Raw genomic sequence first — 18,509 nt, 5'->3', positions numbered from 1 at the left:
AAGCTCCGTCAACAGCCGCAACGTTCGCCGTGACAAAGGCGCTGGCTAGGAATTGGAGAGCGAGCCGACCTTGCGCCTATTCGCCCTTAACGCAATGCGCTCCTGACCTCAGCGCCGCGTCTCGAATACGATTAGACGTGCGGGCAGATAGGCGCATCCAGGCTTGAGCGTCGACAACTGCAAAAACCCGCGCCTCTGGCGTACAATCTGCCAGCAAGGTCACGTGATGTTAAGCAACCTGGCGGGCTTCGATCTAGGCCGAGTCCCGCAACACCAGGCGTCGCGGGATCACTGCCGAAATCGAGTCACTCGATCCCGCAAGGGCACTTTTGAGGCCAATGGAAAACTGCTCGGCGATAGCCGCGGTATCGGCGTCGAGAGTGGTCAGGGCCGGCCGTACGTACCCTGCCCATTCCAGGCCGCTGAAGCCAATGATCGCAACATCCTCGGGGACGCGCAGTTTCAGATCCAGCGCCGCAGCCATCGCTCCGAGGGCGAGTTCGTCGCTGCTGGCAATAAGTGATCGGAAATTCACGCCGCGTCGCCTGACATCAAGCATCGTATTGTAGCCGGCGGTAAAGCGGAAGGAGTCCGTCTGGCTCCACTCAAGGCTCGGATCGCGCTCAAGCCCGTTCTGGATGAGCCCTCTGAGATAACCGGCAAACCTTACCTGCCCCGTCATCGACTTTTCGATGCGCCCCATATAGGCGATCGGCGCGAAACCGCGTTGTGCCAAGTGAGATACTGCACGCGCGCCAGCCTCCTCGTCGTCGTAGACGATACTCGGCATGCCCAGCCCGTCGACACGGTGACCGATCGCAATGAACACGATTCCGGCCTCCGCAAGCCGCCGCCATATCCGGGCAATCGTAGCGCTGGGGATCTGGTCGCTGGTCGCGAGCGCCACCGCGCGCAACCTGAGCGAAATGACCCGCTCAACGACCTCGTTCAACCTGCTTTCGCTGCGACCGAGGTTGAAGAGCACCAAATCCATGCCCTCCCTCTCCAGCAACACCTGCATGTCGCGTGTCAGCGAGGCGTACCAGCCCTGCCCTATGTCACCTACAAGCAATGCCACGGCATTGATATGGCCCGCTCGCAGCGCCTGACCGATCGGGTTGGGAGCATAGCCAAGCGCATCGACAGATAGCAGAACCCGCTCACGGGTTTCAGGCGTGACAGACGGCAGATTGCGAAGCACGCGCGACACCGTCGCAATCGACACCCCCGCATGCCTCGCAACGTCATGCAATGTTGGCATAAAGTGTCATTTTCCATTATCCAGTATTCAAATTCAGGCGTCGTAAGGAATCCATTTCCTTCCTCTAGCCTCCCTTGCTCACCTGAAAAAGAAGGAAATCAGCCCACAGCCCCGACAGGTACACTCAGATTTCTAGCTTTTCTCTACTCGGCAAATCCCAAAACCCCGTATCCTGCCATCATATTGTATTGGCAGGATGCCAGCCCCGCCATGAAGATCGCCGGCGGCGAGCCGTGCGTCGCTTGCTTCGTGTGGCTGCTGCGACGCAAAAAACGCGCGCAACTCGGGCCCACAGTTGCGCGTGCTCGCTTCGTCGTCAACTGGAAGGTCGACGCGGCACCTACTGCTGGAGCAGGACGCAGGCCTGCCGGTCGCAGCTCCGGATGTCGTTGGGATGGAGACTGTTCGTCCAAGGACGGGGTAGCGATTTGCAACGATCGCGAACCCGGCCGCGCACTCCAATCGCGGCGGTCTGGTGTCTCGATACCGGCTGGACCGTCCCGGCCCTCGCCCTCGGTCGGTCGTCGCTAAGGCGGAAAAACAGTGCGCAACGGCGCAGCCAGTTCGCGGCCGTGGGGTTTACGGTTCAGATGCGCGTCTATTGGGCTGCGCTTCGCTCGGAGCCGCACCCACCTGTCGTCCGAGAGTCAAATCGCGCGGTGATACAAGATCAGTATCCGGATCCGAACGAACGCCTTTTTGCCATGGTGCCATTGATTGTCATGGCCGGCAGCCATGGGCAACAGAGCAAATGCTGCCCTCGCTTGGGCGTCGTCCACTCCCTGAGGACGTAAACCGATGGCGGTCGGGAAGACACACGCCTCGTCGGTTTGTGATGAGAGATCGTTTCATATGGCCCTTGAGACGCTGGGTGCCGCTGTAAAACAACCAGCAGCGTCTCGCCGTGCTCCCGATCGTGTTACGCTGACAGATCACCGGATCAGCGCAGATCGAGAGCACGGCTTTGGCAACTCGCGGTCGAGCCTTGGCTATGCCGTACCGTCGACGATGAAGACGCGGCCCATGGCGCACGTCTCGCGGATGCGCTTGGCCGCCTGGTACTCGTCCGATTCGTACCAGCGCTGCGCGGCCTCCAGCGTGTCGAACTCCAGGATGATGACGCGCGGCGGGGGACCTTCGGCGAAGGTGACCCCCTCGAAATCGGTCACGTCCGTGCCGGCGGCGAGCACGCGACCGCCATATTGCGCGATCGAGGGGGCTCCGATCTTTTGATAATCCTTGTAGCGGTCCGCATCCAGAATCGCGAACTGGTTGACAACATAGGCTACCATCGACTGTCTCCTTGAAGGTGCTCGCAGACGCGCGAGAAACTAGACCGCGCGCCGCATGCGAGGCTTGGCCTTGAGGTCGGCAAGAATCATCCGGCTCGTGTTGAAGCCCGGAACGCCGGTCACATAGCCACCGGGCCAGGTTCCCGAACCCGTCAGGTAGAAACCGCCAAGCGGCGTGCGATAATCGTCGGCCATGGGATGCGGGCGGGGACCGAACAGGCGTTCGGTAAACATGTCGCCATGGGTGATATGCGAGCGTTCCAGGTCGAGTTCGCGCTCCAGTTCCACCGGTGTCATCGCCTTGACGCCGACGATGCGGCTGCGCAGATCCGGCATCAGTTCGCCGAGCGTGTCGATGCAGCTTTCAACAAATCGCTCGCGCGCCTGCGACCAATTGCGCCCGTCGGCGAGCGCATAGGGCACGTGCCAGACATTCGCGCTCAAAAGGTGACGGCCGCGCGGCGCCAGTTCCGGCGAGGTCAGGCTGGGGATCAGACCCCAAATCAGCGGCCGCTCGGGCAACAGGCCGGCTTTGGCGGTGCGGATGACCGATTCGATATGATCGAGCGAGCCGGCGATCCGAAACTGCGTTCTGGCCGCCTCCTCGTTCGCCAATCCCTCCGGCAGGCCGGCATAGTCCGGCACCCCGTCGAGCGCGAGCACCAGCTTGAAGGCCGAGCCTTGCAGTGGCGAGGCCTCGACTTGGACGCGCATCTCATCCGGCACGCCGCCCGGACCCAGCAGGCGGAAAGCGGCGCGCGGATTGATCGCGGAGACGACCGTTCGGGCATGGAAGGTTTCGCCATCCGCGCCGACCACTCCACTCACGCCCTCCTCGTCGTGAAGGATCGACGCGATACGCGTATTGCGGCGGATTTCAACGCCATGGGCCAGGCAAGCGCTTTCGAGAGCGTCGACCAACGCGCCCATGCCGCCGACGGGAAGGCCGGTGGAGCCTCTGAGCGCCGATCCGCGCGGATCGTCCGCGCCAGACGGCGGGCTGGAGGCGAGCGCGATCGGCCGCAGCATCAGCCCGGCCGCTGTGCCGGTCGTGGACGGAAGCGCGAAGCCGACATTGAGCCCCACCATGCCGAGCAGCGTCTTGGCCTCGACCGAGCGCAACCGCGCATCGAGAAGGTCGCGCAGGCTGCCGTAAAAGACCTGGTCGAAGAGTTCCGCCTGTGTGCGGGAAAGGCGGGCACGGGCCGCCTCGAGGTCGCGGGCGGGCGCATAGAGCGAGATGCCGAGTGCCTGGGCCAGCGCCTCGAGATCGCTGAGCAGCGTGGAATAGCGTGCCGCCTCTCCGGGTGCGCAGGCGTCGAGTTGCGCCGCCACCCGGGCGCGGTCGCGCCAGCCGATGAAGACACGATCGTCGCAGCGATGCACCAGCGTCGGGTCGGGGCGTATGAAACGCAAGCCGTGGGCGGCGAGATCGAGATCGCGCACCACCTTCTGCTCCAGCGAGCCTGGCGAATTCGTGAAGGCTGCGCGATATCCAGGCAGGAATTCGTACGTGCCCACCGGGCCGCCGAGAATCGGCCTGGATTCGAGAAGGGCCACCTTGAGACCGCCTCTGGCGAGATAGGCGGCGGCCACGAGGCCGTTGTGACCGGCGCCGACGACGATGGCGTCGAAGCGATTGCGCGACGAAGCGGCGGAAGGAACGGAAGCCATGCGTTTCAGAGTCCGATGCGCCCAGAAATGTCAGTTCTCGGGGGATTGCTGCGTCTGATGCCACGGCAGCAGCCAGGCCTCGATCAACAGCAGAAGATAGAAGAGCACGACGCCGATCACCGAGAGGACGACGATGGCGGCGAACAGAAGGTTCGTGTCCATCTGGCCGTTGGCGAACAGCAGCAGATAGCCAAGCCCGCGATCCGCGCCAACGAACTCGCCGATGATCGCGCCCGACACGGCAAGGGTAACACCCACCTTGAGCCCTGCGAAGAGATGCGGCAGCGCATGCGGAATAAGAAACTTGTAAAGCGTGACATAGGCATTGGCGCCCATCGAGAGAGCGAGCTTGCGCATCGAGGACGGTACCGAGCGGATGCCGGCGACAAGATCGACGACGATCGGGAAAAAGGCGATGAGCACCGCCACCAAGACCTTCGGCTCCCAGCCGAAACCGAGCCAGACGATGAAGAGCGGCGCGATGGCCACTTTCGGCACAGCCTGCGAAATCACCAGCAGCGGGTAGATCGCGCGCTCCACCGGCCGGAAACTGGTGATGAGCAGCGCCAGAACCACCCCGACCACGATGCTGAGTAGAAACCCGACAAGGATCTCCCCCGTCGTGACGAGCGTGTGCATGGCCAGTAGATCGTAGCGCGCAACGATGGTCGCCAGCACGCTGCTCGGCGGCGGCAGCAGATAGGCGGGGATATCGAATTGCCGGCAGGCGATTTCCCAAATAACGAGTATGGCCACGATGGTGCCAACCGGATAGGCGATATCGCCCACACGCTCAGACAATCGCGCCCGACGCCGCGTGCCACGCGCCTTCGCAGGTGCACCGGCACCGTCGTTTCGCTGAAGAGCTTGTCCCATATCAAAGAACCCCCGCGCTTTCGAAAATCGTTCGGATACGGCCGGTGTATTCGCCGAATTGCGGCGTCTCGCGCAACGCAAGCGGCCGGGGACGGGGCAGGTCGATGTCGATTATCTCGGCGATCCGCCCCGGCCGTGGCGTCATCACCACCACCCGGTCGCCGAGGAAGGCGGCATCCGTGATGCTGTGGGTAATAAACAGCGTCGTCGTCTCTTCGGCCAGACACAGCGCCTGCATGTCCACGTTGAGTTTGTCGCGAGTCAACGCATCGAGAGCGCTGAAGGGCTCATCCATCAACAGCAGGCTGGGTTTGTGCACGAGCGCGCGCGCAATGCTCACACGCTGCTTCATGCCGCCGGAAAGCTGGCTGGGATAGGCATCCAGGAACCCCTCCAGCCCCAGATTGGAAAGCAAATCCAAGGCACGCGCGCGATAGGGTTCAACCGGCAGCCGTCGCACTTCGACCTGCAGCATGACGTTGTCGAGCACGGTGCGCCAATCCATCAACGTGGCGTCTTGGAAGACGATGCCGACATCGGTGAGCGGTGCATTCAGGACCTCGCCGGATACGCTCAGCCTCCCGCCGGTGACGCGCTCCAGGCCGGCAACCAGGTTGAGTAGGGTCGTCTTGCCGCAGCCACTTGGACCGACCACCGACAGGAACTCGCCGCGCGGCACCGTCAAGTCGATTTCCTCCAGCGCGATCACAGGTCCCTGACGACCGTGGTAGATCTTGGACACGCGCTCGCAATCGAGAAGCGTCGGGGCGTTTGATCGCTTAGCTGACATTGGGCCTAGAGTGTCCTGCGCCTTGATGATGGTGGCAAGCTGCACGTAGCATTCTCCTGGAGCATCGAAAGAAGAGACGACAGGCGGCGAGCGGACCGATCCGATGTTCTTTCAATTGGATGAGGTAGGGACGCCCCATGCCGGCTTGGCGCGGTGCCATGGGATGTCCCCGGCCGAGCTCAGGACGGCACAAACGCGTTCGTCCAGTACTCGGACTGATCCTTGTCGGAGATCAGCCCGCCATAGGCCGTCAAAATCTCCAGCGTACCGCCCCAAACCTGCGGGTCGTTGACGCCGCTATAGGGCTTGCCGTCGGTCACACCGGATTTGATCAGGTCCAGGAAGCCCTTGAGAATCTCGTGCACCGTCTCGTCCGTCTGTGCGGTGCCGGAAATCCGTCGGTAGATGGCGATTGCCTCGTCCATGTTTGCGTCGACATAATGATATCCTTCGAGACAGGCAGCGACGAAACGGCTGATGCGCTCGGGATGAGCGTCGATGAAGCTCGTGTTGGAGATCAAGCCATAGCCGATCGTGTTGGCTTCGAAATCGCCGAAAAGCAATTGCTCCAGCTCGACGCCCTTTTCCGCAGCAAGCGCGATATAATAGTAGCCGTCGCCGCTGACGACATCGATCTGGTCGGACAGCAGAGCCCCCAGCTTGGCATCACCCGGCAGGTTGACCAGCGTCACCTGCGTATCCTCGATACCGTTCTTGGTGAAGAAGGCGGGCAGTATCTGCGCATCCGATCCGCCGGCGGTCGTACCGATGCGCTTGCCGAGGAGATCCTTGACGCCGCCTATCGTACCCTTTTTGAACACGAGGGCGGAGGCTCCCTTGTTGGCGATCGTGGCAACGCTTTTGATCGGGATGCCCTTGGCGATGGACTGGGCGGCGGTCGTCTGGTTCACGTGGCCGATGTCATAGCTACCCTGGCCGACGACCTGGCAGGTCGTTCCCGAACCCGCGCCCTGTCGCATCTCCACGTCCAGACCTGCCTTGCCGAAAAAGCCCTTGTCATGGGCTACAAGCAACGGAATCTGCGGCGGCCACCAGGTCCAATCGAGAAGAAACTTCACCTTCTCCGGGCTTTGGGCAAGTGCCGGCATGCCAAGGCCGGCGGCCAGCGGAACGGATGCCAGCCCCTTCAGGACGGCCCGTCGGTCAAGTCTGTTTGTCATGATGTCTCCTCCCTTTGCTTTCTCATTCACTTCCAGCAACAAACCATGATCGCTTCCGGATTACGGCCCGGCTTGCGTGTGATGCTTGCGCGGTCATGTGGCCGGCATGTCGGTCGCGAGGTCAAAGGCCCTGCTCGTCCCGACTTGCGCATCATGCGCGGCATCTGGTGGCGCGTCCTTGCCGGGCTCAAACGCCGCACGCATGAACCGGTGCCAGTTGTCGCCAAGAATTCCCGCGACCTCGGCGGCAGCGAAACCGGCCGCCCGCAGCCCGTCGCCAAGACCCGCAAAATCCAGGCTAGAACGGAAAAAGGCTGGCTGAGGCGGGAACTCGAACGCCTCGCGCTCGGTTGCGAGCGGCGGCCGCCAACGGCCCTCGCGCATCCATTGGAGCACACTGCCAGGCTGCCCGCGGCATAGATCCGAGCCGATGCCGATATGTTCGGGGCCGATCAGGTCTGATAGCCGTGCGGCCATGTCGCAAAAATCCTCGATCGTGGTTGCCGAGCCCTGCGCCAGATGAACCGGATAGAGCGACAGACCAACCATGCCCCTCCGCGCCGCGAGCTGTTTCAGGACATGGTCGGACTTGTTGCGCGCCGTGGCATGCCACGAACTGGGATTGGCGTGCGTGACCGCGACCGGGCGGCGCGACAGATCGATGGCTTCCAGCGTCGAGCGCTCGCCGGAGTGGGACATGTCCACAACCATACCCAGCCGGTTCATCTCCTCGACGACCTGCTTTCCCATATTGGTGAGACCGGCATCCTCGGGCTCCGTCCACCCGGCGCACAAAAGCGACTGGTTGTTGTAGCTGAGCTGCATGAAGCGGATACCTAGATCGTGCAGGACCCGCACGAGCCCGATATCGGCCTCTATCGGCGAAGGATTCTGCAGGCCGAGAAAGATCGCCGTTCGGCCGGTCCGGCGCGCGCGCTCCAGGTCGTCGGCGGTTCGCCCGGGCAGGATCAGGTCGCCATGCCGGCGGAACCGCCAGTTCCAGGCAACGAGATTGTCGACCGTGTCGCGAAAATTCTCGTGATAGGCGACCGTGGCCTGGACACCGCACAGACCGCCGGCCACCATCTCCTCGAAGATGCTGCGCGACCAATTGCAGTACTGCGTCGCGTCAATCAACATCGGCCGGGTCATGCGACCGGCCCCGGCTGGATATAGGCGGTCTTGACGGTGGTGTAGAATTCGGCGGCATAGGCACCCTGCTCACGGGGGCCGTAGCTCGACATTTTCATACCCCCGAAAGGTACGTGATAATCCGTACCGGCCGTGGGTAGGTTGACCATGACGCAGCCGCTGCGCGAACGTCGACGGAATTCGGTCGCATAGGCGATGGAACGCGTCACGATGCCGGCGGTCAGGCCGTAACGCGTGTCGTTGGCGATCGCAACGGCCTCCTCGAAACCCGACGCCGGGATGACGCAGGCGATGGGGCCGAACATTTCCTCCTGGTTGACGCGCATATCATTGCGCGTCCCGGTGAAAAGCGTCGGTTCCATGAAAAAACCGGGGGTGGCCCGCTCCAAGCGGCCGCCGCCGGTGACGAGTTCGCAGCCGGCTGATCGGGCCAGCGCCACATAATCGAGATTCGAATCCAGTTGCTGGGCGCTGACGACCGGCCCGATTTCCGTCTTCGGCTCGAGCGCGTGCCCCACCTCGAGCGCACGGGCACGAGCGACACACCGCTCCACGAAATCGTCGTGCACCGCCTCGTGCACGATCAAGCGCGACGACGCCGTGCATTTCTGGCCCGTGCCGCCGAAGGCACCGCTGACGGCCAGAGCGGCGGCAATGTCGAGATCGGCGTCCTCCATCACCAAGAGCGGGTTTTTCGAGCCCATCTCCATCTGAAGCTTGGTCAGGTTCGAGATGGCGGCGGCCGCAACCTGCCGGCCGACCTCGACGGAACCGGTGAAACTGATCGCATTCACCTGCGGATGAGCGGCCAGCCGACCACCGACGCTGCCGCCAGACCCCATGACGAGGTTGAACAGGCCGGCGGGGATGTCCTGTCTACTGAAGATTTCGGCCAATGCCCAAGCGCTGGCAGGCGTCTGGTTTGCCGGCTTCCATACCACCGCGTTGCCAAAGGCCAGGGCGGGCGCAATTTTCCAGCACGCCGTTGCCATTGGAAAATTCCACGGCGAGATCACCGCGACGACGCCGACCGGCTCACGGGTGACGGTTATATCGACGCCCTGGCGAACCGATTGGGCCGTGTCGCCGATCTGCCTGAGAACCTCGCCCGCGTAATAGGTGAAGAACTGGCCGGCGCGGTAGACCTCGCCCTTGCCTTCGGCAAGCGGCTTGCCTTCCTCGCGCGAAAGCTGCGCGCCCAGTTCCTCCGCCCGCGCCATCAGCTCGCGGCCGACCCGGTCGAGCACATCGGCGCGCGCCTCCAGCCCCTTCGCATTCCACGCAGGCAGCGCATCGTGCGCGGCAGCGACGGCTGCCTCGACCTGATCCGGCGTTGCCTGCGCATAACGCCCGATCAGATCGTTCGTGTCCGACGGGTTGACGTTGTCGATCAGCCTGTCCGATCCGGCCCAGGATCCGGCGATGAAGTTGGCGAAGGGTGACATTGGGTTCCTTTGTTTGCATGTCCTCTTTCCAATGTGCCGTTTCTCCGGCATAAATCAAACGGGAATTAGTCAAGCGAATTTGAGGAAAGCTGGAAGAACCTATGTTCAAACTCGCTCATTTTCGCGTTTTGCACAGCGTGGCCCGGAATGGCGGCCTGGTGCCCGCCGCCGTTCAGCTCAACCGGAGTTCGTCCGCCGTCTCGCTCACGCTCAAGCAACTCGAGGAAGAGGTCGGAGGGCGGCTTTTCGAGGGCGACCGCAAATCGAAGCTCACGCCGCTGGGACGCTTCATCGTCGAAGAGACCCGGCCGCTGCTCGAACATTACGACCGCATCGTCCAGGCGATCCGGCATCATGCCGACGGCGCGCCGGGCCAGCTCGACATTGCCTGTGTCCCCTCCATCGCCGCCACGATCGTGCCGGATGCGATTACCGCAACGTGGAAATCGCGCCCCGGTTCGCGGGTGGAGATCAGAGACATGGATTCCCATTCGGTCACGCAGGCGGTTCTCCTGGGCACGGTCGAGATCGGGCTGGCATCGGCCGTCGGAAGACGGGATGAGCTGACCTTCACTCCCCTTTTGTCGGATCCGCTCGACGTTGTGTGCGCGCAGGACGACCCGCTGGCGAAGTCGGCCCGGCCGGTGGAATGGGATGAGGTTCGGGCACGGCCTTTTTTGGGGAACGGCAGCTATACCGCGACGCCTTCGAGCGAGCTCGACCGGATCAATTCCGACAGGATCATGTATATCGCCAACGTAATCTCGATCCAGGCGGCCGTGCGTGCCCATATCGGGATCACGATCCTGCCACGCATGATGCGCAACAGCGCCATGACCGGGGTCGCGTTCGTGCCGCTTGCCGATGCGTCGGCGCGGCGTACGGTCCATGCAATCTGCCGCAAGGGACACCGGCTATCGCCGATCGGCGAGCGTTTCCTGTCGCTGTTGCGCGCGATATTGGACGCCAAGCGGCAAGAGATGGGCATCGAGCTTTTCGGCACCTGACAGCCGCATCGCCGGATCTCGCACCGCGACGACCGGGCCTGGGCGAAGCCGGTAATTTCACGACGATCTGTAATCATCAGCCGCGCGGCGCGTCTTAGGCAGCGAACGCCATCGTGCAGCATTGTGCGAGCGGCGGTCCATGACGACGCAACCACAGCGAGGACAACCAATGAAACGCATACCGACAACGGCGCTCGGACTGGCCGTCATACTTGGCGTGGCAGCCGCATCACCGGCCATGGCACATGGTCCAGGGTGGGGCGGCCCGGCTCAGGGCATGGGGCCCGGCATGATGGGCCAGGGTCAATGGGGTGGCCAAGGCATGGGGCCTGGCCTGATGGACCACATGTCTTCCATGATGCCGATGATGATGCGTATGCACGGCTCGATGATGAGCGGCGGCATGGGCATGGGCGGTACGGGCATGGGCGGCGGCATGGGTATGATGGGCCCGATGGGCGCCATGACCGATCTGTTCGACAGCGACGAGAACGGGGTTTTGACTGCCGACGAATTGCGCGCCGGCCTCACCGCCCGACTGGAAGAGTATGACGCCGACGGCGATGGCCGGCTGTCGCTCGAAGAATTCGAAGGGCTGCACGCGGTCATGGTCCGACCGGCCATGGTCGATCGCTTCCAGGCTCTGGACGAGAACGGTGATGGTGCCGTGACGGGCGAGGAGATCACCGCGCCGGCCGACAAGTTCGCGCGGATGGAACGCATGCGCGAGGCGATGCGGGCGCAAATGTCCGCTCAGGGCCGTCCCGGCCGACCTGGAACCATGATGGGCAACGGCCGTTCCATGATGGACGATGACGACATGATGGACGACAATTGACCGATCGGACTTTTAGGGTGTCAGGCCGCGTCCGGCGAGCGGGCGCGGCTTGGTTTTATGATATTGCAGGGAGTTTTCCATGGACTACACGATCACCCGCACGATTGAAGGCGCCGATTTCGACGCTGTCGACGCGAAGGTCCGCAGCGTCCTGGCCGACCACGGTTTCGGCGTTCTGACCGAGATCGACGTCAAGGCAACGATGAAGAAGAAGCTCGACGAGGAGATGGACCCCTATCGGATCCTCGGCGCCTGCAATCCGACCATGGCGTGGCAGGCGATCGGCATCGAGCCGCGCGTCGGCGCCATGCTGCCGTGCAACGTGATCCTGCGCCAGACCGAGGACGGCATCGAGGTCAGCGCCGTCGACCCGGTCGCCTCGATGCAGGCCATCGACAACGAAAAACTGGCCGAGGTCGCCGCCCAGGTGCGCGACATGCTTGCCAAGGTGATCGCCGCGCTTTGACACACAATAGCGACGCGCCTGACAAAACCGACCAAGCCGGTTCGATCAGCCTGCCCGGCGCGGTCGCCATGGGCACCGGCGTGATGATCGGCGCCGGCATCCTGGCGCTGACGGGCCAGATCGCCGAACTGGCGGGGTCGTGGTTTGCGCTGTCGTTCCTGCTCGGCGCCGTCGTGACCGGCTTCAGCGCCTATTCCTACGTCAAGGTTTCCAATGCCCATCCCTCTTCGGGCGGCATCGCCATGATCCTGCAAAGGGCCTACGGACCGACGACCGTGGCAGCCGGCGCGGCGCTGCTGATGGCGCTGTCCATGGTCATCAACGAGAGCCTGGTGGCGCGGACATTCGCCACCTATGCGCTTCGGGGTCTGGGAAGCGAGCCCGGTGGCATCGCCGTGCCGGCAATCGCCGTGGCGCTGATCCTGGCGGCCTGGCTCGTCAACGTCGCGGGCAGCCGCTCGGTGAGCCTGGTTTCGCTGGTCATGGCCGTGCTCAAGGTGGGCGGCATTGCCCTTTTCGGCGCCGCCGCGCTGTGGGCGAGCGGCCTGTCGTTCGAGGCGTCGGGCGGGGCAAGCCGCTTTTCGCCCACCGGTTTCCTCGCCTCGGTTGCACTGTCGATTTTGGCCTTCAAAGGCTTCACCACGATCACCAATTCGGGCGCCGAGATCACCGATCCGCATCGCAATGTCGGCCGGGCCATCATCTGGTCGATCCTGATCTGCGTCGTCGTCTATCTGCTGGTCGCCCTGGCGGTAGGGTCCAGCCTGTCGCTCGACGCTCTGGTCGCGGCCAAGGACTATGCGCTGGCTGAGGCGGCGGAACCCGCGCTCGGGCGCACCGGGTTCTACCTGACCGTGGCCCTGGCGCTGGTCGCGACCGCGTCCGGCCTGCTGGCCTCGATCTTCGCGGTCTCGCGCATGCTGGCCATGCTCACCGAGATGAGGCTGATCCCGCACAGCCATTTCGGCATGCCGGGCGCGATCCGAGATCACATGCTCGTCTATACGGTCGTCATCGCCGCCGTCCTGGCCGTGTTTTTCGACCTGTCGCGCATCGCGGCGCTGGGTGCCTTCTTCTACCTGGTGATGGACATCATCATCCATTGGGGCGTTTATCGTCATCTGCGCCGGGACGTCGGGGCCAGCGGCTGGATTCTCTTGACCGCGATTGCGCTCGACGCGGTGGTGCTTGCCGCCTTCACGACGATGAAATGGCGGGCCGACCCGGCCATCGTCGTCATCGCTGCGGGCGCGATGGCAGCGGTGTTCGCCTTCGAGCGGATCTATCTGGCAAGGGTCCGCCCTTCGCCGCAGCGCCAGGATTAAACCCGGTTCCTGACCCGGTTTCCCGAAACGCGGCCGGACGATGGCAGGCGAGAGCGGCTTGCCGACGGCACTGACCGCCCCCGGCCGGCGCCGGTTTCAACGATCTGGGAATGCCGGAGGCTGTTTTGACGGCCTTGGAGACCATGGTTCCCGCCATGCGCCTCCCGGCGTTGCGGGCGCTTCGGCGGGGCTCCCTTGGCCGGTTGCCAGCCAGACGCCAATGACCGACAACACGGCACCGGCAATCGTCAGCGTCGTTACCGTTTCCTCGAAAAATGCCCATCCAACCGTCAGGCCGATCACCGGGACGATGAAACTGAAGGCCACGGCTTGCGAAACCGCGAGCCGCGCGAGAGTGATTTGCCAGAGCCAGAAGGCGAGCGCCGTTCCGGGCAGCGCGAGTCCCAGCAGCGCCAGCACGAAACGCCCGGTCCAGTCGATCCTCGTCGGGTCTTCGATGGCGATCGCCAGACCGGCCAGAAGGAACGCGCCGACTGCAAGCTGCAGCCCCATTGCCATGACCGGTGCGACGTCCTCGGCAAGACGCTTGATCGCGATGTGTCCGGCCGCCACGCCGGTGGTCGCCAGCAGCACATAAGCAAGGCCGATCAGGTCGGTCGCGTCCGCGCCTGGCCGGAAGCTTGGCAGCGCGATGACGGCGACGCCGACGAAGCCGATCACGAGGCCGCTCCAGCCGGTCGCGCCGGTGCGCTCCCCCAGAAAGGCGGTCGCCAGCAGCCCGGCGATCAGCGGCTGCCCGTTGGACATCACCGTCGCCAGCCCAGGCGCGACGAATTCGGCGCCATGGAACATGCCGAAATAACCGATTCCGGTCATGCCGACGCCGGCAACGAGGATCCAGCGCCACTGCCGCCCGGCGGCCGGCCAGCTGACGCCCGTTGCCAAGGCCACCGCCATCAAGGTCGCGCCGCCGAGTGCCGCGCGCAGAGCGGCGAAAGTCAGATGCGGGGCATCGTCGAGCGCCAAGGCGATCAGGGGGTAGCACATCGCCCACAGGGCCATGACGACGACCGCCAGAAGCCGGGGCGGTACGGACATCAGGACGCATACCGGGATTGTGCCCTCACGCGGTCCCCCGGTCGTCCTCGTCAGGCCAGTCGTCCTTCCGGATCGAGCGGTTCCGTTCATGCCCGTCTCGACCATGCCCGCCATGCCCCCGTCCGCGATGTCCCCCTCCACGATGCATGAAGACGTGCATGCCGCCGCACAGCGCCAGCAATGCCGCGACGGAGAGCAGTTCGACAGGTATGGCGGCGCGATACTGGTAGACCAGAGCAGCGATCAGGCCGATCAGGAGGGCGATCAGCGGCCAGGTTCGGCCATTGTCGCGGCGTCCGGGCGATGAGCCACGCCCGCCTTGCGGCGGTGGATTGTGTTGCATTGGATGATCTCCTTGATCATTGCGCGCCGGCGGGCGATCGCACGGCGGCCGGCGCCGGGCCGGCACCGGCGCCGCGCTGCCGGTCGAGCCTGAGAAGCTGTGCGTTGAGCGCGCAAATGACGGTGCTCGCCGACATGAAGATCGCGCCGATGGCGGGGCTCAACACCAAGCCCCAGGAAAAGAACACGCCGGCGGCGGCGGGAATCGCGAAAGCGTTGTAGCCGGTCGCCCAGGCGAGGTTCTGGATCATCTTGCCGTAGGTCGCCCGCGCCAGGCCGAGTATGGCGGCGACATCGCCAGGATCGGAGCGCACCAGCACGATGTCGGCGGTCTCGATAGCGACATCGGTGCCCGCGCCCACCGCGATGCCGACATTGGCCTGGGCGAGCGCGGGGGCGTCGTTGACCCCGTCGCCGGTCATCGCGACGATCAGCCCGCGTTCCTGAATCTTTCTGACCGTCTCGGCCTTTTGCTGCGGCAGGACCTCGGCGATCACTTCGTCGAGCCCGATCTGTCGGCCGACCCAGTCGGCCACTTGCCTGTTGTCGCCGGTCAGCATGATACAGCGGATGCCGAGCTTCTGCAGGTCGGCGATGGCCTGCCTGGATTCGGGCCTGACGATGTCGGCAAGCGCGATCGCCCCGGCGAGTTCGTTGTCGATCAGCACGAACACAACCGTCTTGCCCTCGCCGCTGAGCGTTTCATAACGCGGATCGCCGATTTCGAACCCGTTGGCGCGCAAGTAACCGGGGCTGACGACCTTCACGTCCCGGCCCTTGACGGACCCTTCGGCGCCCTTGCCGGGGATCGCCCTGAAATCGTCGACACCCCAAAGGTCGAGCGCGTCGTTGACGATGCCCTTGGCGATCGGATGTTCCGACCGGCTTTCGACCGCCGCGGCGTAGGCGACGATTTCGGCCTCCTTGTAGCGCGTGTCGAAGACCAGAGTGTCGGTGATGCCGAATTCGCCCTTGGTCAGCGTGCCGGTCTTGTCGAAGATGATGGCCTGGGTATTGCGCGCCTCCTCGAAGGCGGTGCGGTCGCGGATCAGGAGGCCGTTGCCGGCGGCGATCGCCGTCGAGCGCGCCACCACCAGCGGCACGGCCAGCCCCAGCGCATGCGGGCAGGCGATGACCATGACAGTCACCGCGCGCTCCATGGCGAAGGCAAAGCCCTGGCCGGTCGCAAGCGTCCAGAAAAGAACGGTGACCAGGCCGCCGCCGAGGGCGATGAAGGTCAGCCAGCGCGCGGCGTTGTTGGCCAGATCCTGGGTCTTCGACTTGCTGGCCTGCGCGTCCTCGACCAGTCTGATGACGTTGGACAGGAAGCTGTCTTCGCCGGTGTGCACGACCTTGATGGTGAGCGCGCCCTCGCCATTGATCGAGCCGCCGATCACCTGCGCCTCCGGCCCCTTGTGGACCGGCCTGGACTCGCCGGTCAGCATGGCCTCGTTGAGCGCCGACTCGCCCTTGACGATCACCGCGTCTGCGGGAACCTTCTCTCCGGGCTTGACCAGCAGCGTCTCGCCGCCGTTCAAATCCGAGACCGAGACATCGCGGATGCCGCCATCGGGCTCGACCAGATGGGCGGTGTCTGGCATCAGCGCGGCGAGCTTTTCGAGCGCCTTGCCCGCGCCGATGATCGACTTCATCTCGATCCAATGGCCAAGCAGCATGATGGCGATCAGCGTCGCCAACTCCCAGAAGAAGGTCTCCTGAGAGCCGATGGCGACCATCGCCATCGAATAGGCATAGGCCGCGGTGATGGCCACCGCGATCAGCGTCATCATGCCGGTGCGGCCGGTGCGCATCTCGGACCAGAAGCCGGACAGGAACGGCCAGCCGCCATAAAAATAGACGACCGAGGACAACGCGGCGAGCACAGAGGCGTCGCCCGAAAAGTCGAGCGCCTGCTCGAGACCCAGCCAGCCCTGGATCATCGGGGCGAGCAGCAGGATCGGCACGGTCAGGACGAGCGTGATCCAAAAGCGCCTGCGGTAGTCCGCGATCATCGCGCCATGGTCGTGGCCGCCATGAGCGTCATGGCCGTGATGCGTCCGCGACTTGGCGCGCGCGGCGCGGGCGTCTGCGTGGTGGTGGCTGGCCATGTGGTTCATTCAGGTGTTCCCGGTGGTGCGTATCCGGGCCGGCGCGAGGACAGGCTGGGACAGGCCGGGCATAGGCCGCCGGACGCTTGAGGAACCGCCCGTGGCACGCCGCCGTGCGGAAGCAATACTCACAGGCCCCATAGACGGCGCGTCCTTGTGCCGATGCTTGTGCATGTCTTCGCCTCCATCGGTGACTGCCGCCCTCGGGCACGGCCTTTCTCACCGACTAGGACGCCGAAGCCGCCGGTTCATTACGGCATTTCGCGGCGAAGGCTCGAAACCGGGCAATCGGAAGCGGGTCGCCATGGGCGACGCGGGGCCGATGCGGCAAGACCGGCCGATCCGGCTTCCTGGATCCGGTCCGCGCCGTCCGCCGCTCGATGCCCGCCGGGAACGCCGCGCGTAACGAAACGGGCTGCGGGACGTCTTTGTCGGCAGCCGGGTCACGCCCTCAGCCACCGGCCGAGCGGTAGCCGAAGGCCCGCGAGACGAGGAGGATTGTCATGAACACCGTCCGCACCGAGAGCGGCAGCGGCCGCTCCGACATCGCGCCGCACGCGACCACCGGCCAGGTCCCGGTATTTGCCCTTGGCATGAGCCTTGGCCTGTTCCTGGCGATCACATTTGCCGTATGCGTGATCTTCGATCTCGTTGTTCCCGGCCAGGCCATGTACCGGACATGGCTTGCCCTGATTCCCTGGTTCGAATGGCTGAGTTGGCCCGATTTCTTCTGGGGACTTGGCGTTTCCTTTGTCTACGGGTGGTATGTCGCCCTGGTCTTCGCCCCGCTTTACAATCTATGCGCCGGGTGGGGTTCGCGATAAAACCGCCGATCTCAAGGGGCCGGCTGCCGTGGCGGCGCCCTGCCGGTGAAGGTCGCCGCCGCCAGAACCGCTGCCGCGTCCAAAAACACGCCAGCGCGTTGGGGCTCGCCCCCTGTGTCGGGAAGGACGGCAGCGCACAGTCCGCCGGACGTCCCAATGCGACAGTCCCTCATTGGCGCACGCCGATCGTTTCATCGCCGGCGCACCCCTCCTTTCTGTCTGATTTAAGATTGGTGTTTTCACGCGGGGACGAGGCCGGCCAGAGGCGGGTGCCGCCTGGCCAGCGCCCCCCTGCCAACAAGCACATATGCAAAGGGCGCCCAACGCCCATCACAAACGCGTGAACTGTCGAAACCGGCCATGGAATTGACGGAGGTCAAGGCGAAGCCATCGGTTCTTGTCGAGACTGCGGTTGCGATTCCAAGAACCAAAGAGCCTGCTCGTGCGGCGCAAGAAAGCAGAAACGGTCTGGTGGTCGGCGCGCCTGCGCGCCGGATCGCTGGTTTTGCTTGCCGCCATCACGCTCGCCATGGCGGCCGACTATCCCAGGCTCGCCGCGGCCGCCGAAGACGCCCATCAGATCGCGGCCGATCCGACTGATCTGTCCTGCCGGCTGGCCGCCAGCGAACCGGACGTCGCCGTCGACCAGTGTTGCCGCCCGGCGGGGACGTGCGCCATCAATCTACCGCCGAAACCGGTGGATGTCGGCATCGTTGTGACCGCGAGCCGCCTGTCGATGAACCGCCGCGACCGGGATCCGCCAAGTCCCAGCTACCGGCCTTTCAAGCCGCCCCGCCTTCAGACCCGAGCCTGAAGAACCGCCAGCGATGCGCGTCGTGCCCTCGCTGGCTGTCTTGCACGCCTTGAGT

Annotated in this window: 17 protein-coding genes; 6 read left to right on the top strand and 11 right to left on the bottom strand. The window is 64.3% G+C overall.

What is annotated here, in order from left to right:
- Positions 1-253 precede the first annotated feature (253 nt).
- The 8 genes from EP380_RS02160 to EP380_RS02125 form a co-directional block, all read right to left on the bottom strand.
- On the bottom strand, positions 254-1,261 hold the full coding sequence (locus EP380_RS02160; RefSeq protein ID WP_127596096.1) for a LacI family DNA-binding transcriptional regulator: 1,008 nt from the start codon (positions 1,259-1,261) through the stop codon (positions 254-256).
- 989 nt (positions 1,262-2,250) lie between these two features.
- Positions 2,251-2,553, bottom strand: a complete 303-nt coding sequence (locus EP380_RS02155; RefSeq protein WP_127596093.1) for a DUF1330 domain-containing protein — start codon at positions 2,551-2,553, stop codon at positions 2,251-2,253.
- A gap of 39 nt (positions 2,554-2,592) precedes the next feature.
- Positions 2,593-4,227 carry a phytoene desaturase family protein gene (locus EP380_RS02150; RefSeq protein WP_127596089.1) on the bottom strand — a complete coding sequence of 545 codons (1,635 nt, stop codon included), beginning with the start codon at positions 4,225-4,227 and terminating at the stop codon, positions 2,593-2,595.
- A 30-nt stretch (positions 4,228-4,257) separates the two neighbouring features.
- Positions 4,258-5,016: an ABC transporter permease gene (locus tag EP380_RS02145; RefSeq protein ID WP_164749721.1), complete on the bottom strand. Its 759-nt coding sequence runs from the start codon at positions 5,014-5,016 to the stop codon at positions 4,258-4,260.
- An 88-nt stretch (positions 5,017-5,104) separates the two neighbouring features.
- Entirely contained in the window at positions 5,105-5,938 is an 834-nt protein-coding gene (locus EP380_RS02140; RefSeq protein WP_238719677.1) for an ABC transporter ATP-binding protein, read from the bottom strand.
- Between the two features lie 134 nt (positions 5,939-6,072).
- Positions 6,073-7,104: an ABC transporter substrate-binding protein gene (locus EP380_RS02135; protein ID WP_238719702.1), complete on the bottom strand. Its 1,032-nt coding sequence runs from the start codon at positions 7,102-7,104 to the stop codon at positions 6,073-6,075.
- 63 nt (positions 7,105-7,167) lie between these two features.
- Positions 7,168-8,214: a membrane dipeptidase gene (locus EP380_RS02130; RefSeq protein ID WP_238719676.1), complete on the bottom strand. Its 1,047-nt coding sequence runs from the start codon at positions 8,212-8,214 to the stop codon at positions 7,168-7,170.
- Between the two features lie 8 nt (positions 8,215-8,222).
- A complete protein-coding gene (locus tag EP380_RS02125) occupies positions 8,223-9,671 on the bottom strand; it encodes an aldehyde dehydrogenase family protein (protein ID WP_127596076.1) in 1,449 nt (482 codons plus the stop codon).
- 101 nt (positions 9,672-9,772) lie between these two features.
- Between EP380_RS02125 and EP380_RS02120 the strand changes: the two genes are divergently transcribed.
- From EP380_RS02120 to EP380_RS02105, 4 genes are all read left to right on the top strand, one after another.
- On the top strand, positions 9,773-10,678 hold the full coding sequence (locus EP380_RS02120) for a LysR family transcriptional regulator (protein ID WP_127596073.1): 906 nt from the start codon (positions 9,773-9,775) through the stop codon (positions 10,676-10,678).
- A 139-nt stretch (positions 10,679-10,817) separates the two neighbouring features.
- Positions 10,818-11,516, top strand: coding sequence for an EF-hand domain-containing protein (locus tag EP380_RS02115; RefSeq protein ID WP_238719675.1), 699 nt, complete (start codon positions 10,818-10,820; stop codon positions 11,514-11,516).
- Positions 11,517-11,595: 79 nt separating this feature from the next.
- Positions 11,596-11,982 carry a DUF302 domain-containing protein gene (locus tag EP380_RS02110; protein WP_127596070.1) on the top strand — a complete coding sequence of 129 codons (387 nt, stop codon included), beginning with the start codon at positions 11,596-11,598 and terminating at the stop codon, positions 11,980-11,982.
- Positions 11,979-13,307, top strand: coding sequence for an APC family permease (locus tag EP380_RS02105; RefSeq protein WP_238719674.1), 1,329 nt, complete (start codon positions 11,979-11,981; stop codon positions 13,305-13,307). The genes EP380_RS02110 and EP380_RS02105 overlap by 4 nt, the downstream gene beginning before the upstream one ends.
- A gap of 96 nt (positions 13,308-13,403) precedes the next feature.
- Here EP380_RS02105 and EP380_RS02100 read toward each other — a convergent pair whose 3' ends face one another.
- Genes EP380_RS02100 through EP380_RS02090 form a run of 3 tightly spaced genes read right to left on the bottom strand, consistent with a single transcriptional unit; the run spans position 13,404 to position 16,825 of the window.
- Positions 13,404-14,366 (bottom strand): DMT family transporter, encoded by a 963-nt coding sequence (locus EP380_RS02100; RefSeq protein ID WP_127596761.1) that lies wholly within the window; start codon positions 14,364-14,366, stop codon positions 13,404-13,406.
- A gap of 25 nt (positions 14,367-14,391) precedes the next feature.
- Entirely contained in the window at positions 14,392-14,709 is a 318-nt protein-coding gene (locus tag EP380_RS02095; RefSeq protein ID WP_127596066.1) for a hypothetical protein, read from the bottom strand.
- A gap of 16 nt (positions 14,710-14,725) precedes the next feature.
- Positions 14,726-16,825 (bottom strand): copper-translocating P-type ATPase, encoded by a 2,100-nt coding sequence (locus EP380_RS02090; RefSeq protein ID WP_238719672.1) that lies wholly within the window; start codon positions 16,823-16,825, stop codon positions 14,726-14,728.
- A 494-nt stretch (positions 16,826-17,319) separates the two neighbouring features.
- On the opposite strand from EP380_RS02090, the gene EP380_RS02085 reads away from it, so the two are divergent.
- Complete coding sequence (locus EP380_RS02085) at positions 17,320-17,640, top strand: DUF5676 family membrane protein (RefSeq protein ID WP_238719671.1); 321 nt, start codon at positions 17,320-17,322, stop codon at positions 17,638-17,640.
- A gap of 442 nt (positions 17,641-18,082) precedes the next feature.
- Entirely contained in the window at positions 18,083-18,454 is a 372-nt protein-coding gene (locus tag EP380_RS02080) for a hypothetical protein (RefSeq protein ID WP_146149173.1), read from the top strand.
- Positions 18,455-18,509: the final 55 nt, after the last annotated feature.

The sequence above is a fragment of the Nitratireductor alexandrii genome (genome assembly GCF_004000215.1).
GTDB lineage: Bacteria > Pseudomonadota > Alphaproteobacteria > Rhizobiales > Rhizobiaceae > Mangrovimarina > Mangrovimarina alexandrii.
Note: the sequence above shows the minus strand (reverse complement) of the source record. Positions and strands in the feature narration are given on the sequence as shown.